At 50.5% G+C, this 25,210-nt stretch carries 16 protein-coding genes; 15 read left to right on the plus strand and 1 reads right to left on the minus strand.

Annotated features, from left to right (window positions below):
* The 5 genes from FJQ58_RS22875 to FJQ58_RS22895 all read left to right on the plus strand — a co-directional run bounded on the left by FJQ58_RS22875 (window position 1) and on the right by FJQ58_RS22895 (window position 9,500).
* Complete coding sequence (locus FJQ58_RS22875) at window positions 1-3,030, plus strand: alpha-mannosidase (protein WP_238404280.1); 3,030 nt, start codon at window positions 1-3, stop codon at window positions 3,028-3,030.
* 154 nt (window positions 3,031-3,184) lie between these two features.
* Entirely contained in the window at window positions 3,185-5,929 is a 2,745-nt protein-coding gene (locus FJQ58_RS22880; RefSeq protein WP_139997138.1) for a discoidin domain-containing protein, read from the plus strand.
* 119 nt (window positions 5,930-6,048) lie between these two features.
* Window positions 6,049-7,383 carry a spore germination protein gene (locus FJQ58_RS22885; RefSeq protein ID WP_139997139.1) on the plus strand — a complete coding sequence of 445 codons (1,335 nt, stop codon included), beginning with the start codon at window positions 6,049-6,051 and terminating at the stop codon, window positions 7,381-7,383.
* Window positions 7,376-8,455 carry a GerAB/ArcD/ProY family transporter gene (locus FJQ58_RS22890; protein ID WP_139997140.1) on the plus strand — a complete coding sequence of 360 codons (1,080 nt, stop codon included), beginning with the start codon at window positions 7,376-7,378 and terminating at the stop codon, window positions 8,453-8,455. The genes FJQ58_RS22885 and FJQ58_RS22890 overlap by 8 nt, the downstream gene beginning before the upstream one ends.
* Window positions 8,442-9,500: a Ger(x)C family spore germination protein gene (locus FJQ58_RS22895; protein WP_139997141.1), complete on the plus strand. Its 1,059-nt coding sequence runs from the start codon at window positions 8,442-8,444 to the stop codon at window positions 9,498-9,500. The genes FJQ58_RS22890 and FJQ58_RS22895 overlap by 14 nt, the downstream gene beginning before the upstream one ends.
* A 53-nt stretch (window positions 9,501-9,553) precedes the next feature.
* On the opposite strand, the gene FJQ58_RS22900 is transcribed toward FJQ58_RS22895, so the two are convergent.
* The gene (locus FJQ58_RS22900; protein ID WP_139997142.1) at window positions 9,554-10,030 is read right to left on the minus strand and encodes a GyrI-like domain-containing protein; all 477 of its coding nucleotides are present in this window, start codon (window positions 10,028-10,030) and stop codon (window positions 9,554-9,556) included.
* Window positions 10,031-10,279: 249 nt separating this feature from the next.
* Here FJQ58_RS22900 and FJQ58_RS22905 point away from each other — a divergent pair, with 249 nt between their 5' ends.
* The 10 genes from FJQ58_RS22905 (at window position 10,280) to FJQ58_RS22950 (ending at window position 25,175) form a co-directional block, all read left to right on the plus strand.
* The gene (locus FJQ58_RS22905) at window positions 10,280-11,503 is read left to right on the plus strand and encodes an enolase C-terminal domain-like protein (protein ID WP_139997143.1); all 1,224 of its coding nucleotides are present in this window, start codon (window positions 10,280-10,282) and stop codon (window positions 11,501-11,503) included.
* 26 nt (window positions 11,504-11,529) lie between these two features.
* Window positions 11,530-12,381 (plus strand): NAD-dependent epimerase/dehydratase family protein, encoded by an 852-nt coding sequence (locus FJQ58_RS22910; protein ID WP_139997144.1) that lies wholly within the window; start codon window positions 11,530-11,532, stop codon window positions 12,379-12,381.
* Window positions 12,382-13,126: 745 nt separating this feature from the next.
* Window positions 13,127-14,263 (plus strand): ABC transporter ATP-binding protein, encoded by a 1,137-nt coding sequence (locus FJQ58_RS22915; protein WP_139997145.1) that lies wholly within the window; start codon window positions 13,127-13,129, stop codon window positions 14,261-14,263.
* On the plus strand, window positions 14,260-17,208 hold the full coding sequence (locus tag FJQ58_RS22920) for an extracellular solute-binding protein (RefSeq protein WP_139997146.1): 2,949 nt from the start codon (window positions 14,260-14,262) through the stop codon (window positions 17,206-17,208). The genes FJQ58_RS22915 and FJQ58_RS22920 overlap by 4 nt, the downstream gene beginning before the upstream one ends.
* Window positions 17,205-18,176 carry a carbohydrate ABC transporter permease gene (locus FJQ58_RS22925; RefSeq protein WP_238404281.1) on the plus strand — a complete coding sequence of 324 codons (972 nt, stop codon included), beginning with the start codon at window positions 17,205-17,207 and terminating at the stop codon, window positions 18,174-18,176. The genes FJQ58_RS22920 and FJQ58_RS22925 overlap by 4 nt, the downstream gene beginning before the upstream one ends.
* Before the next feature lie 4 nt (window positions 18,177-18,180).
* Window positions 18,181-19,038: a carbohydrate ABC transporter permease gene (locus FJQ58_RS22930; RefSeq protein WP_139997147.1), complete on the plus strand. Its 858-nt coding sequence runs from the start codon at window positions 18,181-18,183 to the stop codon at window positions 19,036-19,038.
* Between the two features lie 27 nt (window positions 19,039-19,065).
* Complete coding sequence (locus FJQ58_RS22935) at window positions 19,066-21,081, plus strand: YIP1 family protein (RefSeq protein ID WP_139997148.1); 2,016 nt, start codon at window positions 19,066-19,068, stop codon at window positions 21,079-21,081.
* On the plus strand, window positions 21,074-23,302 hold the full coding sequence (locus FJQ58_RS22940) for a DUF5696 domain-containing protein (protein WP_139997149.1): 2,229 nt from the start codon (window positions 21,074-21,076) through the stop codon (window positions 23,300-23,302). Before FJQ58_RS22935 ends, FJQ58_RS22940 begins: the two co-directional genes overlap by 8 nt.
* Window positions 23,302-24,192 (plus strand): carbohydrate ABC transporter permease, encoded by an 891-nt coding sequence (locus FJQ58_RS22945; RefSeq protein ID WP_139997150.1) that lies wholly within the window; start codon window positions 23,302-23,304, stop codon window positions 24,190-24,192. The genes FJQ58_RS22940 and FJQ58_RS22945 overlap by 1 nt, the downstream gene beginning before the upstream one ends.
* Window positions 24,192-25,175: a carbohydrate ABC transporter permease gene (locus FJQ58_RS22950; protein ID WP_162341707.1), complete on the plus strand. Its 984-nt coding sequence runs from the start codon at window positions 24,192-24,194 to the stop codon at window positions 25,173-25,175. The genes FJQ58_RS22945 and FJQ58_RS22950 overlap by 1 nt, the downstream gene beginning before the upstream one ends.
* Window positions 25,176-25,210: the final 35 nt, after the last annotated feature.

The raw sequence follows: 25,210 nt of genomic DNA on the forward strand, positions 1-25,210 counted from the left end.
ATGCAACCGAAAGAATGGCTTTACCATATTGAAAAATGGCTAAAGGAGATGGAGCAATATCTCTACCGACACCTGCAAACCATTTCATTCGAATATATGCCCGTCAATCAATGGCTTTCCTATGAGGAAGCAATAAAAGGGAGTTATGCCCCGATCGCTTCAGGGACGCAGTGGGGGGAGAAGTGGCATTACGGCTGGTTCAAAACGACAGTTGAGCTTCCGGCCGCAGCTGCAGGTGAGCGTGTGGAGCTGCGGCTGGCGCTTGGCAGCGAAAGCACGATATATGTAAACGGCAGGCTGGCTGGCGCGCAGGACCATCAGCATCATACGCTTACGCTGACCAGAGAGGCTGTGATCGGGGATTGCTTTGAGATCGTAGTTGAAGCTTATGCGGGACATGACCGGGAGCTCCCTGTGTACAAAGCAGCAACAATTGAAGCTATACAGCAGGAGCTTTATCAATTTTTCATCGATTTGAAGGTGCTGTTTCAGCTTCGCGGAGCGCTCTCGCCAAACTCGCTTCGAGTGACAGAGATTGATCGAGGCTTGCTGAAGCTGATTTCTAAACTGGATTGGAGCGTAAACGAAGCGGGGCTCACGGCGTTGGCGCTGGAAGGAAGGGAGACCATGAAGCCTTTGCTCGAATGCGTCAACGGGTCGACGGTTCCCAAGCTGTTCATGATGGGACAATCCCATCTAGACATTGCGTGGCTGTGGCCGATCGAGGAAACGAAACGGAAAATTGCGAGAACGCTGTCGAATCAACTGAGTCTGCTGGAGGAATATCCGGAATATCGCTACACGCAAAGCCAGCCTTATTTGTTTCAACTAGCCAAGGATTTGTATCCTGAGTTATATGGGCGAATCAAGCGCTTCGTAGCAGAAGGCCGCATCATCCCCGAGGGGGGCATGTGGGTAGAGCCGGATACGAATATTCCAAGCGGAGAGAGCCTGATTCGGCAGTTTCTGCATGGCAAACGGTTTTTTCGCGAGGAGTTTGGCGTTGACAATGAAATGCTCTGGCTGCCAGACGTGTTTGGGTACTCCGGCAATCTGCCGCAAATTATGCGCAAGTGCGGGATTCAATATTTTGCTTCGGTAAAGATGTTCCAGACCTACGATAATATCAGTGATCCGTTTCCCTTTAATACGTTCACATGGGAGGGCATAGACGGCTCCTCGGTAGCCGTTCACTTAATGGATTATGGCCCTTTTCCTAATCCGGCAGACGTGAATTTTGCCGTCAAGCAGTGGGAGGAGAGAGTGCAGAAGGAAGGCATAGCCACTCGCCTCTCGCAATTCGGCTATGGCGACGGCGGCGGAGGGGCAAACCGTGATGATCTTGAGTTCCTTCGCCGGATGGCCAATCTGGAAGGGGTGCCGCAGACCGAGATCTCCTCGCCGATCGAATTTTTTGAGGATTTGAAGCGCCGCGGCATGCCGGAAGCCCGTTATGTCGGCGAGCTCTACTATCCTGCCCACCGGGGAACGCTTACTTCGCAAGCGAAGATGAAGCGCGGGAACCGCAAGGGAGAGCTGGCGCTAAGGGAAGCCGAGCTCTGGAGTGCTCTTGCCCAATTGCGCGGACGAAGCGCTTATCCGAAGCAAGGGCTGGATGACGCCTGGCGCAAACTGCTGCTGCTGCAATTCCATGATATTTTGCCAGGAAATTCCATTTCAAGGGTACATGAGGAGGCCGAACAGGATTTCGAAGAACTGCTGCTGTCAGCGGATAAGCTGGCGCATGCAGCCGCATCCGCTTTAACGGACGCCTCTCGCCTTGGCCTAACGGTCTTTAATTCGCTGCCATGGGAGCGAACCGTGCTTGTGGAGCTGCCTGAAGGATTCGTTGGAGCGAGAAAACTAGACGGTGAATCGCTTGCTCATCAATTTTATCAGGGCAAAACGGTAGCGAAAATATTGGTTCCCGGATTGAACCATCTCTCTTTGGTGCAGGATCAAACGGAGGCAGTTCCTGGAGAAGGCGTGAAGGCAACCGCTAGCTCACTTGAAAATGAATGGCTACGACTCACATTGAATGAGTTCGGCGAAATAACCAGCCTCTGGGACAAAGAAACGAATGAGGAATGGGCAGACGGGCTGTGCAATGAAATGCTGATGTACCGCGACCAGCCATCCAACTTCGACGCTTGGGAAATAGACCGCAGGTATGCCGAGTCGGCGATTCGCTTGCCAGAGCAGGCAGCCATACGCGTAACGGCCCAAGGACCCTTATTCGCGGAGCTTTACATAGAGCGCGTCATTAACCAATCCGTAGTTAGCCAAAGCGTTCGTCTGGAGGCAGGCAGCAGAAGGGTGGAGTTTCGCACGAGCGTGGACTGGAGAGAAAAGCATAAGCTGCTTAAAGTAGGCTTTGCAGTCAACGTTCATGCGGCTGAATCGCTGAACGAGATTCAGTTCGGCTATGTTAAACGGCCGAACCATTACTCCCGTCCGCATGATGCCGACCGCTACGAGGTTAATCAGCATAAATGGTCCTCATTGGTAGAAGGGGACAGGGTATTCTCTTTGCTTAATGACTGCAAATATGGGTTGAATGTGGCTGGCAAGCACATGAATTTAACGCTGCTTCGTTCGCCAACCTGGCCGGATGAACGCGCGGATGAGGGCAAGCACGAATTTACTTATGCGCTGCACGTATGGAACAAGGGTTTTATAAGCAATCCCGTCATCCGCGAAGCTTATGAATTGAATTGCCCTGTGCTGACGCTTCCCGGCCAAGCGGTGCCTGCGCCTTCGCTGCTCGCGTGCGACCGCGACAATATTATAATCGAATCGGTCAAGTTGGCCGAGGATGGCTCAGGCGATTGGATAGCTAGATTGTATGAAGCCAAAGGCGCGTCCACCCGCTGCTTGATTACGGCAGGCATTCCCATTCGCTCCGCGTGCGAAACGGATATGCTGGAGAAACAAGTTGTCGTCACGCTTGAACTCCGGCAAGCCTCTCAAGGGATTGCCTTGGCCTTCACGCCGTTTGAAGTGAAAACGGTCCGCTTCGGCTCAAAGTAGCCTGAGGAGCATCTCCTTGCGGCATCCGCTCCCAGCTGGGAGCGGACAACTGCTCGGCCATAAGTGCTCGCCCACAGGAAAGGAGGTGAGTAAGCTTTAGTTATTCCAATAATGTAAGCGCTTTATAATCAAAAAGAAGGAGTTGGTCATCATCATGAAGCTTTATCCAAGGAAATCGAAAAAGTGGAGGGTTACGGCATTGCTTGCTTCCGTGCTAAGCGTTTCAACCGTAGGTCTTCCGATTGGGCCAGAGCAAGCGAGCGCAGATAGCCTGACTGCAGCGCACGGGCAGCGAATCGCCGCTGCCTACCAAGGCGTATATACGTCTGCGCCAACCGGCAGCAATTTCTCCCGTACCCCCAATGCCCCGCTGCTGGGCAATGGCGATGTAGGTGTGGCTATGGTTGGCAATATTGACAATATGGTGATGGTGCTTGGCAAAAACGAGTTTTGGTCACTTGCCGAGGGACAAGTTAAAGCGATGGCAAGGCTGTCCGTGGCTGTTCCTTCCATGAACGGTGCTGCTTACCTTGCGGAGCAAAAGCTGGCAAGCGCTCAAGTTAACGGCACTTTTACCCTTGGCAGCAATATTGTGCGAACTGAAAGCTGGATGCAAGCGACAGACACCGTAAACAATCTGCTGCTTAACAAATTCACCTATACCGGCAGCGGCTCCAAAGCTGTGGCGATATCGCTGGCGAAAGGCAATGAGAACAGCTTTGCCAGCTCCACTGGGTCTTCGGGGGATGTGCTTTACCTGGATGTTAGAGGCGATGCGGCAGAAACGATTAGTGGGTACAGCACCCGTAAAGTGAGAATTGCAACTAGAGTGCTTGGGGCAACAGGCACCGTGAGCGGCAATACGCTAAATTTTACGATGACCCCCGGCAATACGTATACGCTGGCGACGAGCATTATGAGCAATGTGGACAGCAGCGCCTATCAAACGGCAGCGATTAACAATGTCGCTACCCAAACACAAGCGGGAATCGACGCGTTAAAGGCAACCCATCAGGAGTGGTGGAACAGCTTCTATGGCAAATCCTTTATTGAGATTCCGAACAAGACGGTGGAAAAATCATTTTATGCCTCGTTGTATTTGATGGGAAGCTCCTCAAGAGCCGGGGAAATGGCGCCTGGCTTATGGGGGAACTGGCTGGCGCGCAATGGGGAATGGAAGGGCGATTATCACCTGAATTACAACTATGAAGCCCCTTTCTACTTTACGCTGCCGACGAATCATATCGAGCTTGCCGAAAATTACGATAAGCCAGTGCTGGACTGGATTCCGAAAGGACAGGCGTTGGCGTCTGCGAACGGCTACAGCGGCGTGTTCTACCCCGTAGGATTAGGACCACTGCCAAACGGTTCAAGCGACGGAAATATCCATGGGCAAAAAACGAATGCAGCGTTCGCGGCAACGAACATGATCATGCGATATTACAATACGTATGATACGGCCTATGCGAGCAAGGTGTATCCTTACCTCAAGGAAGTGGCAGCTTTTTGGCAAAACTATTTGGTATGGGATGGCACGAAGTATAACATCGTGAATGATGCCCAGCATGAAGGGGATCCTTATCCGCAAACAAATGGAATCATGTCGCTCGGCTTGGTCCGTTATTTGCTCCAAGGCAGCATCGATATGAGCCTCATATTAAATCAGGATGCCGGACTGCGGACGACTTGGCAAAATCTATTAAACAATCTAAGCCCGTTCCCTACGTTTACTAGAAACGGCCAGACGGTTTTCCGGTACACAGAGGTGGGGCGGGATTGGAGCGGGGATAACGCCATAGGCATTCAGCATATTTATCCTGCGGGACAAATCGGATTATCGAGTAGCAGCGCGCTTCTTCAAACATCCAGAAACATGGTGGAGCAGCTCGGCAGCTGGAATGACGGAAACGGGACGAATACGTTTTATCCCGCAGCGGCTAGGGTCGGTTACAATCCGTCTACGATTTTGACACGCTTGACTTCATTTATTAATGGCTACAGCTATCCGAATCTGCATATCGCAACAAATGGCGGCGGAATCGAAAATTTCAACACGGTGCCTGCGGCTGTATCGGAGATGCTGCTGCAATCCTTCCAAGGGAAAATTAGACTATTCTCGAACTGGCCGGAAAACACGGACGCTAAATACGGCGACCTGAGAGCGGACGGCGCCTATCTTGTATCCAGCGAGAGAAGGAACAACCAAGTGCAATATGTGCGCATCATTAGCGAGAAAGGCCGCACAGCTGCAATCGTTAATCCATGGCCAGGCCAAACGGTACGTGTCTATAGGAACGGCGCTGACGCAGGTACCATGTCCGGCACTGAACTTACAGTTGCCACATCCGCGAACGAGACCGTTCACATTGCGCCGAACGGGACGGCTCTGAGCACAATTACCGCGATGATGAATCAAGCGCTTAGCGGCGGCGGGCCGATTGCGACAGGAAATTTGGCTCTTAACAAACCAACGGTGTCCAGTGACACCATCGGAGGAGCGGAAACGAAGGAGAAGGCGGTAGATGGCAATGCGGGAACCAAGTGGACCTCGCAGCCGCTTAGCTCATCTCCCGGTGACAAATGGCTCAGCGTCAATTTGGGAAGCCAAGCGTCCATAACCCGTTGGGTCGTTAAGCACGCCGGCTCAGGCGGAGAAGCCGCAGCCTACAACACCAAAAGCTTCAAGCTGCAAAAGAGCAATGATGGCTTGAACTGGACGGATGTTGATACCGTAACAGGCAATACGGCAGCCGTTACCGACCGCATTGTGGCTCCCTTTAGTGCAAGCTATGTCCGGTTGTATATTACGGCACCTGTTCAGGACAATGCGGGCTACTACCAAGTGCCTGGCGACAGGAGCAATGCCCGAATATACGAGTTGGAAATTTATAGTTCCTAGTCTAATCCATCGTTTCAAAGAGGCGTCTTCCATTAGGAGACCCTCTTTTTTTGTATATAAAGCAGCAAGGAGGGGACAATCGTAAGAGGAATATTTTGTTTATAAGGGGCAGCGGGTACATGGAATCTTATATGAAGGAGATTGAAAGAAGGCTGGGCGGGAACGACGATTTTTTCATCCTGCCGGATCATATGGGCGGCATTCCTTACGTTATGATGGGTTTTGTGACCTTGATTGATTTGACGAGGACGAAAATTGCGCTGCGCAAAAATAGGGAGAGCCTGTCGGAGACTATAAGCGATCTTACTGAGCTCATGGCGGTTTTCGGCGACATCAGAGAGTTTGATTTGGAAGAAACGGTAACCATGATTATGGGCGGAAAGCTCATCCTATTGTTTGGGGGACAGCGGCGTTATGTAGTCGTAGACCCCATTCCGATTGAATTGAGCCGAGCGGTGGAATCGCCTACGAACGAGAACGTCCTTCAAGGATCGATGAGCTCGTTCAACGAGGATATTGATACGAATATCGGCATTGTCAGAAAACAAAGCATATCTAAGCATGTGCGTGTAAAAACATTTTTAACAGGCAGTGAGCAGCTTAAAAAAATATCATTGCTCTACGATAATTGCCATGTCGAGCCGGATTTAGTGGACAAAATTATTAAACAAATTGAAAGCAGCAGCGATAACGATATTAATAATTTGCAGAACCTCTCCAAAACTATGGGTTTCTCCTCTTGGTCGATCATACCGAAATTTTATACGACGGAATTGCCGCAAGAGGCGGCGAATGCCTTAAAGAAGGGGAAGGTCATCCTGTTTGTTGACCGCTTGCCATTCGCGCTTATTTTGCCCAATCTGCTATGGGACATGTTCTCGCTTGATAATGATCGTAATTTCCCACTCCCCATCATGTACGCGATCCGAATATTGCGAGTGATCGGCGTACTGACTACACTGCTTGCTCCAGGTCTTTATGTGGCGCTTGTTGCGGTTAATCCCGAGGTGCTGCGAATCGAGCTGGCTCTGACGATTGCCCAAAGCCGCGAGGGCGTGCCTTATCCGGCGATCGTGGAAATTATATTTATGCTGATCATTTTGGAGCTTATTATCGAAGCGAGTACGCGGCTCCCCAAAAGCATCGGTCCAACGATTACGATGGTAGGGGGAATCATCTTGGGTCAAGCCGTCGTAACGGCAAGACTGGTTAGCAATCTGCTCATTATCGTGCTTGCCGCTACGACCATAGCAAATTCAACGGTGGTTGGATTCCAAAATTCGCTTTCGATCCGATTGTTCAAATATTTGCTCGTCATTCTGTGTTCGATTTACGGCGTGCTTGGCCTGCTTGCAGGCTTGGTCATACTCAGCGCCTACCTTGCAAGCATTAATACGTTTGGCATTTCATATTTGAATTTCAATATGAAAAAGGGTGAAACCGAAAATGGATAAAAGCAATCATGTTGTGCTGGTATACTGCCTGACGCAGCTCGGCTTTATGTTTTTCTTTTATCCGGGCAATATCATCTCCAGTGCGACGGAGGGTCACTGGATTCCCATCGTATTCGGCATGCTCGTTAATATACTGGTCGTCTGGGCTTATATGAAGGGGCTAAGCTATTTTCCCAAGCAGGACATCATCAGTATTTATTTGAGCGTGGGCAAGTGGGCAGCTTTTGTTTTTCTATGCCCTCTGGTTATTTTTTTGCTGTTGGTCAATATCATTACGGTGCGGGGATTCTCAGAAGTGATTTCCCTCGTTTTTTTGGAAAATACGCCTGTATGGGCGATCTCGGGCCTATTTATTTCTATATCCACGTATATGGCAATGAACGGTATAGGCGCTATTTTTCGGACGGGTGTGCTGCTCGCTTTCCTGTTTCTGCCGTTGATATTGTTTACCTTCATTATTTCCTTTCAAAATGTGGATTTCCATTATGTATTTCCGATCTTGACCAAAAATTTTTCTTTCCTGTGGAAACCTGGGTATTTACATAGTTTTTCTGCGTTTGCAGGAAGTTTTCTGTTTCTAGGCTTCATCACGCCTTATTTCACCTACAGCCGCTCCAAAATGATGCTGGCGCTTGCGGCACTCGTGCCCTTTTTTATCCTTTCCGTTTACTTGCCAATTCTTACGTTCGGACAGGCTACCGCATCTACTTTCAATTTCCCATTTGTTGTCCTGGTGAGCACGATACATATCAATTGGCTAATGTTTGATCGGGTCACGATGTTTTTACTGCTAAGTCTGATCACCTTCTCCATGTTATTTATTTCATTGCTGCTGTGGGAGGTCAGCCGGATTTTGAAGAGAGCCATGCCAAAAGCCAAGCCTAATTATCTCATGCTCATTGTATCGACACTGATTTTCGCGGCTTGCATGTCGATTTCGAGCTGGGAGGGCGTTCAAATGCTGTTCAATTGGAATATCAGCTTCCGTTTCTTTACGCTGTTTGCTATTCCGTTTTCCATTCTGATTATTGGTCTTCGCTCAGGAAGGAGGCAGAAGGATGAAAGTAGGTAAATCGATGCTTGCCCTAAGCCTTGTGGTTGCGTTATGCGGGTGCTGGGACAATACGGATATTAACCATCGCGTGCTGCCGGTTGTGATGGGCGTGTCGAAAAAGGATAGCGAGTATAAAATCTTTCTTCAAATCCCGGAGCCAATTCAAAATCGTACGTTAATTAAAATCGTTACCGGATCAGGCAGCACGATTAACCATGCAGTCGATAAAATCAGCGCCAATCTGGAGGATCATGTGGATCTGCTTCATGTGAAGCTTATCTTGCTCGATAAAAAATATGCTCAATCGGGGGTAGATGATTCGATTGCGGATTTTATGAGAGGACGGGACGTATCCCCAAAGACGCTTGTATCCATTTGCGATGAGGATATGGAGCAGTTTTTCATAAAAGTAAAGACGAAGATGGAGCCGAAGGGCACGACGTTATATGATTTCTTCGAAAAAAATGCAGGCTGGAACCCACAAATTGCTTTAACGCGGGTGTGGGAGGTCTATCGCAGCATTCACTCCTATACTCGGGATGTCGCCATACCGGTTATTCACTCGGGCACTTCAACCGTTGTACAGCATGAGGGCTCTGGCGTCATCAAAAACGGTAAAATGGTTGCGCAAATCGATTCGGACGAAACCTTGCTGTTTAATGCTTTTAACGGCGAGAGCACGCAGGGGAAAATTGAAGTCATGGATCACGCGAGCGTGCTCATCACAAGCAATTCCATTCGTCACAAAGGCACAATGCTCGATGGAAAGCCTTATTTGAAAAGCAAAATAAAATTAAAGGTCGTCATTCAGGAAACGAAGGGACATCCGACTAGCGATGAAATCAAGAAGGAGATTGAGGTGATGCTGAAAACTCGATTTGACCAAATGTTCGTCAAGCTGCAAGCGAGCGGGGCTGATATATTGGGTACAGGACAATATTTCCGCAATATCATACCGAGGACGCAGCTGAAGGATTGGCGCACGAAATATTATCCGAAGCTCAAGCTCGACTTTCAAGTGCAAGCGACTATCGAGAATACGGGCTTTACGAATTTGCAATAAAGGTTGAACAGGGCTTCGGTCATTTCGTTCAATTTTCTACGGTAAAGGAATGATTATTGGATAGCGATAAATAAATCAATTTCATTTGCAGCATGTTCCGGCTTATATCGTTCATCCCATATTTCAAAATCATAATCCTTTGGCGCATTGCCCGTTTCACTCATCCATTGGCTGTAAAGATAGTTGTAGGAGCTCGCTAGCTCGGATTCCGGCCCCTGATGCGTGTAGGCCGCATATTTATTTTCGGGGACCGTATGGCTGATCATACCGGAAGGAACCGTACCGGGCATATCCGCCTCATAGCCGATTATATTAATAAACTTGTCAACCTGTGGATTAAAATCCGCATTCATCGGATAGATTTGCATTAAAATGACGCGGTCACTTTTTCGGTGTTGAACTTCCTCTTTTCTTTTCATTAATGTACGGTAGCTTTGCTTGCCGACACCAGCTTCAAACTCAGCAATTGTTGCTTCAAGTTTGTATCCCACGAGATGAAACAAAGGCAATGTGATAATGTTGACTTCCATGTGATCTTCTCCCTTTCTTTAATCGTCCCATTCCAAAAATGAAGCACGGGATAGTCTAGCCTTTAGTATAGCAAACTATGAATCCGAAATCATGATAGGCGGCAAGCGATATCGATAGCTTCCAGCGCGAGAATGTGCTAGGAAGCATAAAGAGGCTAATCATAGGATAGAAAAGCCAAGGATGCCTCATATCGAACGCCGCGAGATAGGCTTAAACTATTCGTGACATAACAAAGGGATGGTGAAAGCATGGCGAAAATTACGGGAATCCAGTGTATCCGTACGCGAAAAAACGGAACCTGGACGATTGTGAAGGTACTTACGGATCAAGATGGTCTTTACGGGTTAGGCTCCGCTTCGGATATTTACAACCCGGAGGCTGTTGTACAGGTGATTGAGCAATTGCTGGCACCGCTGCTGATTGGCAAGGATGCTGCGAATATAGAAGACCTTTGGCAAACGATGTATATGAGCGGATACTGGCGAAACGGCGCGATTTTGCATACCGCAATCGGCGGCATTGATATGGCATTATGGGATATTAAGGGCAAGGAAGCCGGTTTGCCTGTGTATCAGCTGCTAGGAGGCGCGAGCCGCGCTGCCGTACCGTGTTACGGACATGCCGGGGGAGCCGATATCGGTGAACTGAAAGAAGATGTGCAGCGGTATATCGAGGAAGGCTATACCGTCATCCGTGTACAAATGGGCGGATATGGCGGCGGCGGATTCATTGATCATAGCAAGGCGAATCTTCCGGTAAACCCCTGGTCTCGGGGTCCGATCTTTGACGAACAAGCGTATTTGAATGCGATTCCGGACATGTTCGAGAAGCTGCGGGTAGCGTTTGGCATGGGAATCCAATTTACGCATGACGTTCATGAGCATCTCTCTCCAATTAATGCGGTACAGCTTGCCAAACGGGTTGAGCCTTACGGTTTGTTTTTTCTGGAGGATGCGCTTGCGCCGGAGCAGATTGGCTGGTATCGGCATTTGCGGCAGCAGAGCGCGACGCCGCAAGCGGTGGGTGAGCTGTTCGTGAATCCGCAGGAATGGACGGAGCTAGTCAAGGAGCGGTTGATCGATTTCATTCGGGTTCGCGTCTCCAAAGCGGGAGGCATAAGCGCCTGCCGCAAAATTGCAGCGCTGTGCGAGGCATTTGGCGTACGTACCGCATGGCAGGAAGGCGGGGAAAACGATCCCGTAAACCAAGCGGCCGCCGTTCATTTGGACATGGCGATTTGGAATTTCGGCATACAGGAAGTGAACCATTTCCGGCCGGAGGAGCTGGATGCTTTTGAAGGGCATATTGTCCGCAAGGGCGGTTATTTGTATCCCTCAACCAAGCCGGGACTCGGCATCGAGCTAGATGAACTCAAAGCGCAGCTGCTAATCGGCGAGAACTGGAATCGTGGTGCTTACCACAATCCCTATCACCTTGACCGGAAAGCAGACGGGACGCTTGTGCGTCCATAAAGAAACAGAAACGGAGGGACAACCCTATGCATACGATTGCAGTAACCGGCGGCAGCGGCAAGCTGGGCACGCAGCTCATCCACACCCTTCAGCAGCAGGGCTATCAGGTGGTGTCGCTGGACAATCAGCGCTCCACGCAGCTTCGCTGCAGGCAAGTGACCGTCGACTTGAATGATTTTGGCCAGGTGGTATCGGCTCTCCACGGCGCGGATGCCATCATTCATTTGGCGGCTATTCCAGCGCCGCTTGTCTATACGTATCCGCAAATATTTACTAATAATACAGCCGCAGGCTATCACATTTTGGAAGCGGCTTCGATCCTTGGCATTCGCAAGGTGGTGATGGGCTCAAGCGAGTCTTCCTATGGCTTTGCTTGGGCACCGACGCCTTTCTCGCCGGATTATTTGCCGCTCGATGAGGATCATCCGCAGCAGCCGCAGGAATGTTACGGCTTATCCAAGGTGGTCAATGAGCTGACAGCTGCCATGTTCGACCGGAGGAACGGCATGCAGGTCATTTCGCTGCGGTTCTCGATGATTACGAAGCCGGAGGATTATAAGCATCTGGCTGTGGGCAGGCCGGAAGCCTTTAAGAACATTTTATGGAGCTATATCGATATCCGCGATGCGGTGAGCGCATGCATTGCTTCGCTGCAGGTCGAGGATCGCGGGGCCATCTGTCTGAATATTACGAGCAGCGACACGTTATGCGATTGGGACACGGAGAAGCTGCTAAGCCATTTTTACCCCGAGGTTGCGGACTTGCGTGCGCCATTGCCGGGACGGACGGCTGTGGTCAGCAACCGGCTAGCGCAGGATGTGCTCGGCTGGATGCCGAAGCATTCTTGGTCGGACCGGGTAGAAGAGACGACTCCTTAAGTTGCTTTCGGCAAGAGTTCATGTCGTATGGAATCGTCAGGCTAATGAGAAAATGATAAGGATTTGGCTGTAATAGCCGCAGCCTATACTATGCTCGTATTTAGCCGAATCGCTCGTGCGAAATTGTAGGGAAATCAACATGAGGTGTCTTGCAGCCCCGGCGGCTGCAGACGCCTTTTTTTGTCAAGGCACATCGTTGAAATGAAAGTTGGACGGTTGACTAATGGGAGGAAGCCGTATAGGCGAAGGAGAGTGTCGATGAAATTATTCGTCAGGGCTTTAGAAATAGATGGAATTTCTCCCGTTAATATAGCGTTACTCACTTGGAAACGGATATAGCAGGAAAATCTCCCGTTAATATAGCCGTTTTGCTTGAATTTGTATTGAATCATAGGAATTAACAGGATAAATTCCTGCTAAATAACAATACAATCGAAAACCATTTAAATTAAAGGGATCAATTCCATCTAAATTAATTGGAGATAAATTTTATAGCATGATGCTGGAAGTGAATGGTGGAGAAACCGCGGAAGAGATAGCAGCTGTCATCCCCTGTCGAAGGAAATCGATAGCCATCCATTTCGTAAGCGCTTTCGGTGCATAGGGGGAGAGTGGATGGTTTTGCGTAGATAGAGGCTAAATATTGACTGCAAAAGAAAATATCGCCTCATATTTGCCGCAGGCCGGATGCGTTAACATTAATGGTAGCAAGAGGAAGAAAATACGTGATGAGAGGTGAACGAGGGTGGGAAGCATTACGTTCAGCCATGTCTACAAGCACTATAAAGGGGAGTCGCGTCCGGCGGTCAACGATTTCCACCTTTCCATTGAGGAGGGCGAATTTCTGGTACTCGTCGGTCCTTCTGGCTGCGGCAAATCCACTACGCTGAGGATGCTGGCCGGCTTGGAGGATATAACCGAAGGGGATTTGTATATTGATGAGAAATTCGTAAATTATGTTTCTCCTAAGGATCGGGATATCGCAATGGTATTTCAAAACTATGCATTGTACCCTAATCTAACTGTTTTTGAAAATATTGCACTGGGTCTAAAGCTTCGCAAGACGGCCAAGCATGACATTGAGCTCAGAGTCAACCGCGTGGCCAAAATACTCGAAATTTCTCATCTTCTTGAACGCAAGCCAAGCCAGCTCTCGGGCGGCCAAAAGCAGCGGGTTGCGCTAGGCAGGGCGATTGCCCGGGAGCCGCAAGTGTTCCTCATGGATGAGCCGTTGTCGAATCTGGATGCCAAGCTGAGAGCACAGACGAGGGCGGAGATCATCAAGCTGCAAAGCGATCTGAAGCGAACGATGGTTTATGTCACCCATGACCAGGTGGAAGCGATGACGATGGGAACCCGGATCGTCGTCATGAAGGATGGCGTCATCCAGCAGGTGGCACCGCCGCGCCAGCTTTATGATGAGCCAGCAAATCTGTTTGTCGCTGGCTTTATCGGGTCGCCACAAATGAATTTCTTGGAAGGCAGCCTGGTCAGGGAAGATGGCCGGTATTATTTTCTCAACAAAAGAATGAAGCTGCTCGTGCCGGAGCGGCATTATGAGCATTTTGCAGTGAAAACCGCATCTCTGCGCAACTGCGTGCTCGGCGTTCGTCCTGAGCATGTATGGCTAAAACGCGAGAATGAAGAAAAGGATGAGCCGGAGGACGGCTTCGTCCGCTGCGTCGTCGAAATGACGGAAGTGACCGGTGCTGACTCTTACGTCTACGTCAAGCTGGGCGAGAAGACAGTTATTGGCAGGACCGAGCCGGAGACGATGTATGAGAAAGAAGAGAAGCTGCTGATCGGCTTCAACATGAACAAGGTGCATTTCTTCGATGAGCAATCCGGCGTATCCTTGGCAGCCGGGGGAGAAGAAGGATGAAGAGGATGAGGATGCTGGGCATCGCGCTTCGTCTCCTGATTGCTGTGGCGCTTGTATTTGGAGGCATCCGGTGGTTGACGGCCAGTGACCCGATTCTGCATGCAACGTCCGTAAGCGCCGAGCAGCTGCTTGCCTTTGAGAGCAAGCCGGATCAGCTTCCCTACGCCAAGCTGATGTATCAATACCCGGAGATCAATGTAGCGAGCAGCGGCGCGAAGACGATCGAGATTAAGCCGACCGAGTACAGCGCGGCCGCGGAGGATGCTATTTTGGCTAGCAGCGAGGAAGGCGAGGCAGCACTGCGCTGGGGAAATGAGCAAGGCTGGGTAGAATGGACGTTTGAAGTGCCGACGGGCGGTTGGTATGAGCTCCATTTTGACTATAAGCCGTTAGAGGGAGGAAATGCTTCCGTTGTTCGCGGCGTGCAAATCGATGGGCGTTATCCGTTCGTCGAATCGGAGCGAATTGAGCTGGAGCGGCTGTGGAAGGATTCGAAGTATCCGTATGACAGCAATGAAATCGGCCAGCAAATCCGGCCAGCCCAGAAGGAGCTTGAAGGCTGGAGCGAGAAAGCCGCAGCGGTATTCTCGGCATCATCAGAGCCTGTGCTTTATCGGTTGGAGGAAGGCCAGCATAAGCTGAGGCTGGTTGGCGTAAGGGAATCAGTCGCCCTGCGCAAAATTGCATTCGTGCCGAAAGCCGAAATTCCAAGCTATGAAAATTACAAGCGCTTACATCCCGCTGTGGAAACACAGCCCGGCTGGTACAGCTTGATTGAAGCGGAGCAGTTCCAGCGCAAATCGAGCTTAGCGATCCAGACTGATTTTTGGTCGGAGCCTTATATTTCTCCGGACCCGAAAGGCCGAATTACTTACAACGTATTAGGCGGACAGCGCTGGAGGCTTCCCGGCGAGTGGGTGGAATGGGAGCTGTCGGTACCAGGGGACGGTTGGTATGAAATAGACTTGAAAACGTTCCAAAACTATCGGAACGGATTCGAGGCGTACCGCACGATCTCCATCGATGGCAAGACGCCTTTCCAAGAGCTGCTGCATTACGGCATACCTACGGAAAAGGAATTCAAAATAGGCGCGCTCGCGAATCAAGAAGGCGAATCCTATCTCTTTTATTTGGAGAAGGGCCCGCATACGCTGCGCATGACCTCGGACTCCTCGCTGGTACAGCCCGTTTATCTAGCATTGAAAGAGGCGCTTGACCAATTGGCGGATTTCGACCGTCATATTAGGCTGCTGACGGGCAATTACAGCAAATCGGGCTTCGATGCGAATACCGATTCGACTCGGACATGGGATATGCGGAAGCTTGAGCCCGACGTTGAGCAGAAGATGGCAGGCTTCATTGCTCATTTAACCGATATTCGCAACTATATTAACGGATTGAACAAAAAGGATTCGGATTTGTCCGAAGCGATCAAGGGCTCGGTTGCTATTTTGGAGAAGATGCTCGAAGACGTGAATGAAATTCCGAACAAAATTAACGATTTCTCAACGATTCAAAACAATATCGGGACTTGGATGGCTACGCTGACGCAGCAGCCTCTGCTGCTGGATTATATCGTGGTCCGTACGCCAGGCACCGAGACGAATTTGAAGACGGCGAGCACGCTGGCAAGAATTCCATATGCGGTCACGGATTTCGGCCGCACCTTCTATATGGACTATGACACGCGCAAGCATAACCGGAAGGAAGCGCTGACGATCTGGGTACAGCGCGGACGGGATTACGTTGAGCTGCTGCGCGAGATGGTCGATCAGGACTTCACGCCGCGAACGGGAATTGAAGTGAATATTAATCTCATGACCAATCCGAATATGCTGATTCTCGGCAACGCCGCTGGCGACGTGCCGGACATCGCGCTCGGAGTTGGAGAATCGACACCGGCGGACTTCGCGATGAGGGATGCTGCAGAGGAATTGTCGGGCTTCCCGGGCTTTGATGACGTATTCGATCGATTTATTCCGGGAGTGAGCCGGTCTCTCAGCTATGACGGCGGCATTTACGGCTTGCCGGAGGTGCAAAACTTTCAGATGCTGTTCTACCGGACGGATATTCTGGAGGGCCTGAACCTGAAAGTGCCGGATACCTGGGATGACATATTCGATATGCTCCCGACGCTTCAAGAGAATGGCATGACTATGAATTATCCGAAGAGCGATTTCTCGACCCTTTTCTTCCAGAACGGAGCAGAAGCTTATTCGCCGGAAGGCTTAAAGGGCACATTGGCGAGCGATGCCGGCCAGCAAGCGTTCAATCGCTGGACCGATCTGTACCGGAAATACAACTTGCCTATCGATATTCCGGCATTTTTCCAGCATTTCCGCGACGGTGACATCCCGATCGGGGTAGCCGATTTCAATACGTATGTGCAGCTGCTCGTAGCTGCGCCGGAAATTACGGGACATTGGAAAATCGCGCCGCTGCCAGGCGTCAAGCAAGCCAGCGGCGAGGTGGAGCGGTGGTCTCCGCAGGGGATATCCGCCGCCATGATCATGAAGAAAAGCGAGCGGAAGGACGACGCTTGGAAATTCCTTGAATGGTGGACCTCGGAAGAGGTGCAATCGCAATATGCGAAGGATATCGAGTCTTTCTACGGGATCGAGTTCAGGTGGAATACCGCCAACGTCGACGCGATGAAAGCACTAACCTGGCCAAGCGATGACCTGAAGGCGCTGCAGGAGCAAGCGCGCTGGGCCAAAAACATGCCTTATGTGCCCGGTTACTATTTCCTTACAAGGGAAATGGAGTTTGCCTGGAACCGAACTGTAATGGAAGGGATGCCGGCACAGGAATCGCTAGAGCAAGCGCAGCTTTCCTTACAGCGCGAGATGAACCGAAGACAACAAAACTTTGGGATTAAGGCGGACGATGATCTGCATATCCCGCAAATATCGAAACCTTATGAATGGGAGGAACCGCAGAGATGAACACGCAGATTTCTCCCAGCGTGGAGAGACCAAAGCCGAAATCGGCCATTCGTTTAAAATGGAACCAATTTTGGCGGGATATACGTCGAGACAGCTTCGTCTACCTGTTTCTCGCGCCGTTTCTCCTTTGCTTCCTTTTGTTTATCGTGATACCGGTCATTATGGCCGCAACGCTAGGTTTTACCTCTTACGACGGCTTTGGCTCATTGCATTTTATCGGCATAAGCAATTACATCAGCTTGTTTACACAGGATATTATCTTCCTGACAAAGGCCATTCCGAATACGTTCTTGTTCGCACTGATTGTAGGTCCCGGCGGCTATATTTTGGCTTTTTTGTTCGCCTGGCTCATTCATCAGCTGCCGATCCGTATCCGCGATTATTACACGCTGGCCTTTTATGCACCATCGATGGCCGGCGGCGTGGCGCTGTCGGTCGTCTGGATCGCAACGTTCAGCGGTGACCGCGTCGGCTATTTCAACAACTTCCTGCTTGGCATGGGCTGGATCGACAGTCCGGTCATTTGGCTGCAGGACCCGAAATACCTGCTCAAAATTATGATTGTCGTATCGCTATGGGTAAGCTTCAGCGTTGGATTTCTGGCGATGCTGGCGGGTCTGCAGACAGTCAACCGCGAGCTTTACGAAGCTGGCCGGATCGATGGCATTTCCAGCCGGCTGCAAGAGGTGTTCTATATTACAATTCCGTCGATGAAGCCGCAAATGCTCTTTAGCGCCGTCATGTCTATCGTTGGGACGCTGAAGGCGGGCGGCATTTCCACCCAATTGACGGGAATGGCGATAACCCCTTCTTACTCGGGGCATTTGATTATCAATCATATCGACGATTACGCTTTTATCCGTTTTGAGCTCGGGTACGCATCCTCGGTCTCGGTGATGCTGCTGATTATCAGCTACTTTGCCATGAGATTCGCTTACCGGCTGTTCGGATCAAAGGAGGAGCTGTAGAACCATGATTCGAAGACTTCGCAGAGTGACGCCGTTTCAAGTCATTCTAGTCACCGTGTTTACTGCGCTCGCAGCGTTTATGTCCCTGCCGATCATTTTTATTTTAAACCATGCGTTCAAGCCGCAGAACGAGCTATTTCTGTTTCCGCCGCGGTTTCTGGTGCAAAATCCGACGCTGCGCAATTTTGAGTCGCTGATCCTGCATGCCTCCAATGCAACGGTGCCGTTCACTCGTTACCTGTTCAACAGCTTGATCGTAGCGGGGCTGACGCTGGGCACGGTCATTATCGTCAGTACGATGGCTGGATATGTGCTTGCGAAATACCAGTTTCATTTTAAACAGCTAATTCTGTCTCTGATCACTTTATCCTTGATGTTTGCGCCGGAAACGGTGGGCATCCCCCGGTATCTAATCATTAGCGGACTTGGGATCAATAACACGTATTTCGGCCATATTCTGCCTGCGCTGGCCTCACCAATCGCCGTATTCATGCTGGTGGGCTTCATTTCGCAAATTCCAGGAGAGCTTCTCGAGGCTGCAAAGATGGATGGAGCAAGCCACTTTGGCATTTTTACGAAAATGGTTCTGCCCCTGTCGGTTCCCGCTATTGCGACGATATCGATCTTTACCTTTCAAGGCGTATGGGGAGACGTCGAGACCTCGACGCTGTTCATGCAAGAGGAAACGATGAGGACACTCGCCTTCTACGTCAACAGCCTGCTAAGCGGGCTGCAAAACAGCGTATCGGGCCAAAACGTAGCCGCAGCCGCCGGTTTGCTTATGTTCTTGCCCAACCTGATCATCTTCCTTCTCTTCCAACGCAGAGTACTAGAGACGATGGTCCATTCGGGAATCAAGTAATTCCAATCAGCAAAGGAAGTCGTAACGATGAAGAAATTTCTTACATTCCTGCTTCTAGCGGCGACCTTCATGCTTGCCGCACCGGAAGCGATTCATGCAGAGCTGCCTTATCGAACGTTTTATTATGACAGCAACCAGGCGACTTGGCTGCGCATTCAGCCGATTTATGCGCCAACGGAAACGAAAGGTACCCGTTTTGTCGAGCCGATTGATCTTCAGGTTGGTACGGATGACAAGGTGTATGTAGCGGATAAAGGGGCGAACAAGGTAATCGTTCTGGACAATGAGGGCGAGCTGCTTCTTACCATTGGCGAAGAGGAAGGTGAGAGTGCGCTGAGTGCGCCCGAGGGCCTATTCGTTACGCCGGAGGGGCTCATCTACGTCGCCGACTCGGGCAATCAGCGAATTGCAGTGTTCGGGTCAGACGGCTCATTTGTCCGGGAATACAAGAAGCCTGCCTCTACTTTTCTTGAGCAGCAGCACTTTGTTCCCGTCAAGCTGGTCGTGGATCGGCGCGGCGTGATGTACATCAGCTTGAATTCATCCTATCAAGGCCTGATCCGCATCAACGAGGATGGAGAATTCATGGGTTATTTCGGCGCCAACAAAGCGCAGCAAACCGTACTGAATTGGCTAAAGAAGCTCATTTTGAACAAGGAGCAGCTGGATAAGGAGCTGCCGAGCCTGCCGCGTCCCATAACGAACGTTTCGATTGATAACGACGGATTCATCTATACGGCAACGGCAGCGGGATTCGGGCAGGGAGCGATTCGTAAGCTGAATGCCGGAGGCGTGGACGCTTTCAAAAACAAAACGATCGTGAACGGCCACGGCATTGTTGATGTCACGAACGATACCAACAGCTTCCTGTACAACGTGGATATGGAATCCGGGCGCGTTAATATTTACGACAAAAACGGAGAAGCGCTGTTCGCTTTCGGTTTAATCGATAACGCTACGCAGCAATACGGCGTACTCGGGTTTCCGACGAGCATTGGCGTAGATTCGAAGTTTGGCGTCTGGATCTCCGACAGCCGCACGGGCACCATCCATAAATTTGAGCGTACGGAGTTCGGAAGCGACGTCATGAATGCTTTAGGCCTTTATATTGATGGCAAATACGAGCAGAGCAAGCCTTACTGGGACCGGGTTTACGCCCGGAATGACATGTATAATGGAACCTTTCAAGGCCTAGGAAAAGTGTATTTGCATGAAAACAATAATGATGACGCACTTTCCTTTCTGAAGACTGCCTTCGATACCAAAAGCTATTCCAAAGCTTTTTGGCAGGTAAGGCTCGACTTCCTGCAGCAGCATTTCTTGTGGATCGCAGCTTCGGTTGTAGCGCTTATTCTCTTGCTCAGCTATGGACCGCGGATAATCAGAAACCAGCTGACGCGCAAACCGCTGCCGGAATCGTGGCAGCGTCCGCTTGGCGATTTGCGGAATGTATGGTTCGTGATGCTGCATCCCTATCAAGGCTTTTACAAGCTAAAGGAAGCTAAAGTCTCGCCATGGATTATTATCCTGATTTTGGTCTCCGCCGTTGCCGTAAAGATTGCAACGATTTATTACACGGGATTTTTGTTCCACCCGGTGGAGCTCTCCCAAATCAATCTGCTAGGCAGCTTAGGCCTGTTCGTAGTTCCATGGATTACTTGGATCATTGCCAATTATCTGGTATGCAGCGTGAAGGATGGAGAAGGGAAATTTAGGGAAGTTATTCAGGGCAGCACGTATGCGCTTGCGCCGTACCTGTTCTTCTCCATTCCGACCTTGATTTTATCCAATCTCGTGACGCTGGATGAGCGGGTGATCGTCGATTCGCTGAATACGGTCATGTTTCTGTGGATGGGTGTCATGCTTATCGTGATGACGCAGGTCATTCATAATTTCGATTTTATGGAAACGCTCAAAAATATCGCGATTACGGTATTTACGATCGGCACGATCTGGCTGTTTGCCTTTCTCGTGTTTGGCCTTTCCTACAATTTGTATGATTTCTTCTATCAGCTTTACAAGGAGGTGACCTTCTATGGTTGAGCTCATCAAGCGCACTTCCCTTCGAGTAAAGCTCGCGGCAATCGCATTTTGCCTATTGTTAATCCTTGGACTGGTCTTCTTCCTGCAAAAGGATGAGCTGTCCCCGGCCAAAGCGCTTGAGCTAACCGGGATTGCCGAGCCGGTCGCCAGTCGGGCGCCTTTATACGAAGGTGAAGCTTGGAGCCCCGCGGCTGGACCGGATGGGTTCGCCGAGGCGGCGTCAAGCGAGGATTTTACGCTGTACGTAGACCCCGCAAGCACGCAGATCGTGTTAGAGGATAAGCGAACAGGGTACAAATGGCGCAGCAATCCAGCGGAGGAGCAGCTGGCTAGCGAGACGGTAAAGGGAGTGCTGCTCGCCAATTTGAAATCCCCGTTTGTCTTGACCTATGTCAGGACGCAGGGCAAGGACCAAACGATTCGCGAGGTCTTGAATGCGGGCGATCCCAAAATCGAAACGTCGATGATTCAAGCGAAAAACGGGCTTCAGGTCTCTTATGCCTTTCCTGAACGGCAGCTTAGCTTCTCGATTCAATACGAGCTAACGCCTAAAGGGCTTAAGGTTCGTATCCCGACGCAAGGGATTAAGGAAGAAGGAGAATATGCCATCTTTACGCTCGATCTGCTGCCTTATTTCGGGGCTGCCACCTCTGCGGAGGACGGCTATATCTTCGTACCGGACGGCCCTGGCGGCTTGATTCGCTTTGACAGCGAGCGGGCTGGCGTCTCGAGAGGCTACATTCATCAGGTGTATGGACTTGAATTGACGAACACAGGCAACTGGAGCCGATCCGGCGAACGGCGCGAAAACATTGCCTACCCTGTGTTCGGCATGAAGCACGGCAGCAACGGGTTTATGGCTGTTCTCACGGAGGGCGGCGGCTCGGCGAATATCGCGGCAATGCCGCCCGGACTGAAGTCGGGACTGTACAATGTGTATACGAATCAGATCTACCGTGAGGAATATTTGTACCGGATGAGCCGGCTGGCGGCACCGCTCAAAGCGGTGCAGAAGCAGCGGCTGGATACGGACCGCGAGGTGGAATACCGTTTTCTGAACGGGGAAGACGCGGGATATGTTGGGATGGCCAAGGCTTACCGTGAATATATGACGGAGACCGGCAAGCTGAAAGAACCGCTGAAGCCGGTAGAGCACACGCCTCTTTATCTGAAGATCATGGGCGGAAATTACACGGAGGCATTTAACAAAATCAAATACATTACCGCAACGACCTTTCCTCAGGCCAAAGAAATCGTTAACGGGCTGGTGGAGCAGGGCGTGCCTAACATCAAAGTCATTTACTATGGCTGGCAAAACCAAGGCGATTATGACCTGTACGACCGCTTCCCGATTGAAGAGTCACTGGGCGGCGAGGAAGCCGCGAAGGACTTCATATCCAGCATGAGCCAGAAGGGCATTGACGTGATGTTCGAGGATGATTTTGTCTGGATCGATTCGGAGAGCTCCGATCTCTCGGGCAAAACCAACGGCATTCGCGGCATTGACGAAACGGTATTCGTGGATGAGGGCTGGTTCATCAGCAAGCCTGCCCGCACCGTTGCAATGGCCTACGAAACCATTCAGAAGCTGAAGGACATCGGAGTATCCGGTCTCCTGTTCAACTGGATCGGCGAAATGGTCTTCCATGACTATGATCCAGACGGCATTGCAACTCGCTCGGATACGATTGCTGTATATGACGGCTTGCTCGCTTATGCGAAGAAGACGCTTGGCTCAAGCGCCGTATACCGCGGCAACGACTATACGGTTGGGCAAGCCGACTTTATTGCAGGCTTACCAGCCGAATCCAGCTACGACTTCATGGTCGATGAGACGGTTCCATTTTATCCGATTGCTCTGCACGGTTATGTGTCTTATGCGTTCGGGGACGGCAATCTCCGCAATGATGTTGAAACCGAGTTTCTGAAAGCGATCGAATATGGAGCGGTTCCTTCCTTCTTCCTGACGCACGAGGATTCGCGCGTGCTCAAGTACACGGGGGCGAATTTCTTATTCAGCAGCCAATATGAGAAGTGGACGGAGCGTATTTTGAAGGAATATAAGGATTTTGATGCTTTGTCTTCCGTGTTCGCACAGGAAATAATCAATCACGAGAAGTTGTCCAAAGATCGGTTCGCCACGGTATACGAGGACGGCACGCGCGTTATCGTCGATTACGGCAGCAAAACATTCGCAGTAGAGAAGGGGGAGGGCGCATAATGCAAGCAAAAGCGAGAGTGCGGGAAGCGCGCCTTTATCTCGGAAAGCGCTACGGAATGGGACTGCTGTTCATGCTACCTTGGATCATCGGATTTGCGATGTTCGTGCTGATTCCGATCAGCTGGTCGCTATTTATGTCCTTTAACAAGGTACAGGTCGCCGTTGGAGGTTTCAAATATGAATGGATCGGCATGCGGAATTACCGTGACGCCTTTCTAAAGGATAATGTTTTTCCGATCGAGCTGATTACGTATATTCAGGAAATGCTGCTGATGGTTCCGATTATCGTCATCTTCGCACTCCTCATTTCCTTAATGCTGAATCAAAAATTTCCTGGCCGATTCATTTACAGGGCGTTGTTCTTCTTGCCTGTCATCTTCGCTACCGGCCAGGTGCTCTCGGAGCTATTCCTGCAAGGGGCGGGAGATATTCCTTTCCTAGAGCAATATAACCTGTTGCCGCTAGTTGAGGAATATGTAGGCAAGCAGTTCGCCGAGACGGTCATGGCTGTCCTTGGCAAAGCGATTCTTATTTTGTGGTATTCGGGCGTGCAGATACTGATCTTTATCGCAGGCTTCCAGACGATCTCCCCGACCATTTACGAAGCGGTACGAATCGACGGCGCTTCCCCTTGGGATAGCTTCTGGAAAATAACCTTGCCGGCTTGCGTGCCGTTCATCAGCTTGAACGTGCTTTACACCATTATCGATCTGTTTACATTTCCGCTCAATCCCGTGCTTAAGCACATTAAGGACAACATGTTCAAGGTGGATACCGGTTACGGTTACGCCAGCGCGCTTGCGTGGATTTATTTTGGCTTAATCTTCGTGCTGATTGCCCTTGTATTATGGCTGTTCAACCGGAGCCTCAGGACAAGGAGGGTACACTGATGATTACTGCAATGAAGACGGAGCTGGCCAAGGCAAAGCGAAGCGTTAGTAACGTGTTATGGAGCCGAAGGTCCCAAAAAGTAAAAGTAATGGTTATGGGACGCAGCCTCTCCGATGGCCTGCTTGCCAAGCTCGTCATTTATCTGCTGCTCTCGATTGTGGCCTATCTTTACCTTCAGCCCATTTTGTATATGGTTAGCACCATGTTCAAGAACATGAGCGATCTGCTTGATCCTACGGTAAAGTGGATTCCGCGCGAGATTACCTGGGAGAACGTGACTAAGGCAATAAAGGGCTTGCAGTATCCGGAAGCGCTGAGGAACACGGCCCTGATCTCGGTTACCTGCTCGCTCGTTCAGGTCATTATTTGCGCAATGACCGGCTATGCGCTGGCCCGGCTGGCGCTGCCGTTCAAGGGGCTGTTTACGGCGCTTATTATTCTGACCTTCCTGATCCCGCCTCAGGTCATCATTATTCCGCTTTACGTTATTTTCAGCAAGCTGGGATTACTGAATTCTATTTTCGTTTTTCTCATTCCCGCCATATTCGGCCAGGGTCTGAAGGGCGCGCTGTTTATTCTTATCTTCAGGCAATTTTTTAAAGCGCAGCCGCCGAGTCTAGAGGAAGCTGCTAAGCTGGACGGGGCTAGTACGGCTAGACTGTTTTTTGGCATCATGCTGCCGCTGGCCCGCTCGGCTTGCCTAGTCGTCTTCCTGTTCTCCTTTATATGGTATTGGAACATGTATTACGAGCCATCGATGTTTCTCACCAAAGGCTTCACGCCGTTGTCCATCCGTCTCGACATGCTGGAGGAGGTACTCAATCCTTCCTTGCTTGGCAACACCCGTACCATCGTTAATCCGATTACCGAAAGCACCAAGATGGCGGCCGCTTTCCTGATCATTCTCCCGCCTATTCTCGTCTTTATGTTCCTGCAGCGCTGGTTCGTCAGCGGAATCGAAAGAACGGGAATTGTGGAGTAGCGCAAATGGATCGAGTTGGGGGAGGTGGGGCTTGG

It is taken from the genome of Paenibacillus paridis, assembly GCF_006345825.1.
Taxonomy (GTDB): domain Bacteria; phylum Bacillota; class Bacilli; order Paenibacillales; family Paenibacillaceae; genus Pristimantibacillus; species Pristimantibacillus paridis.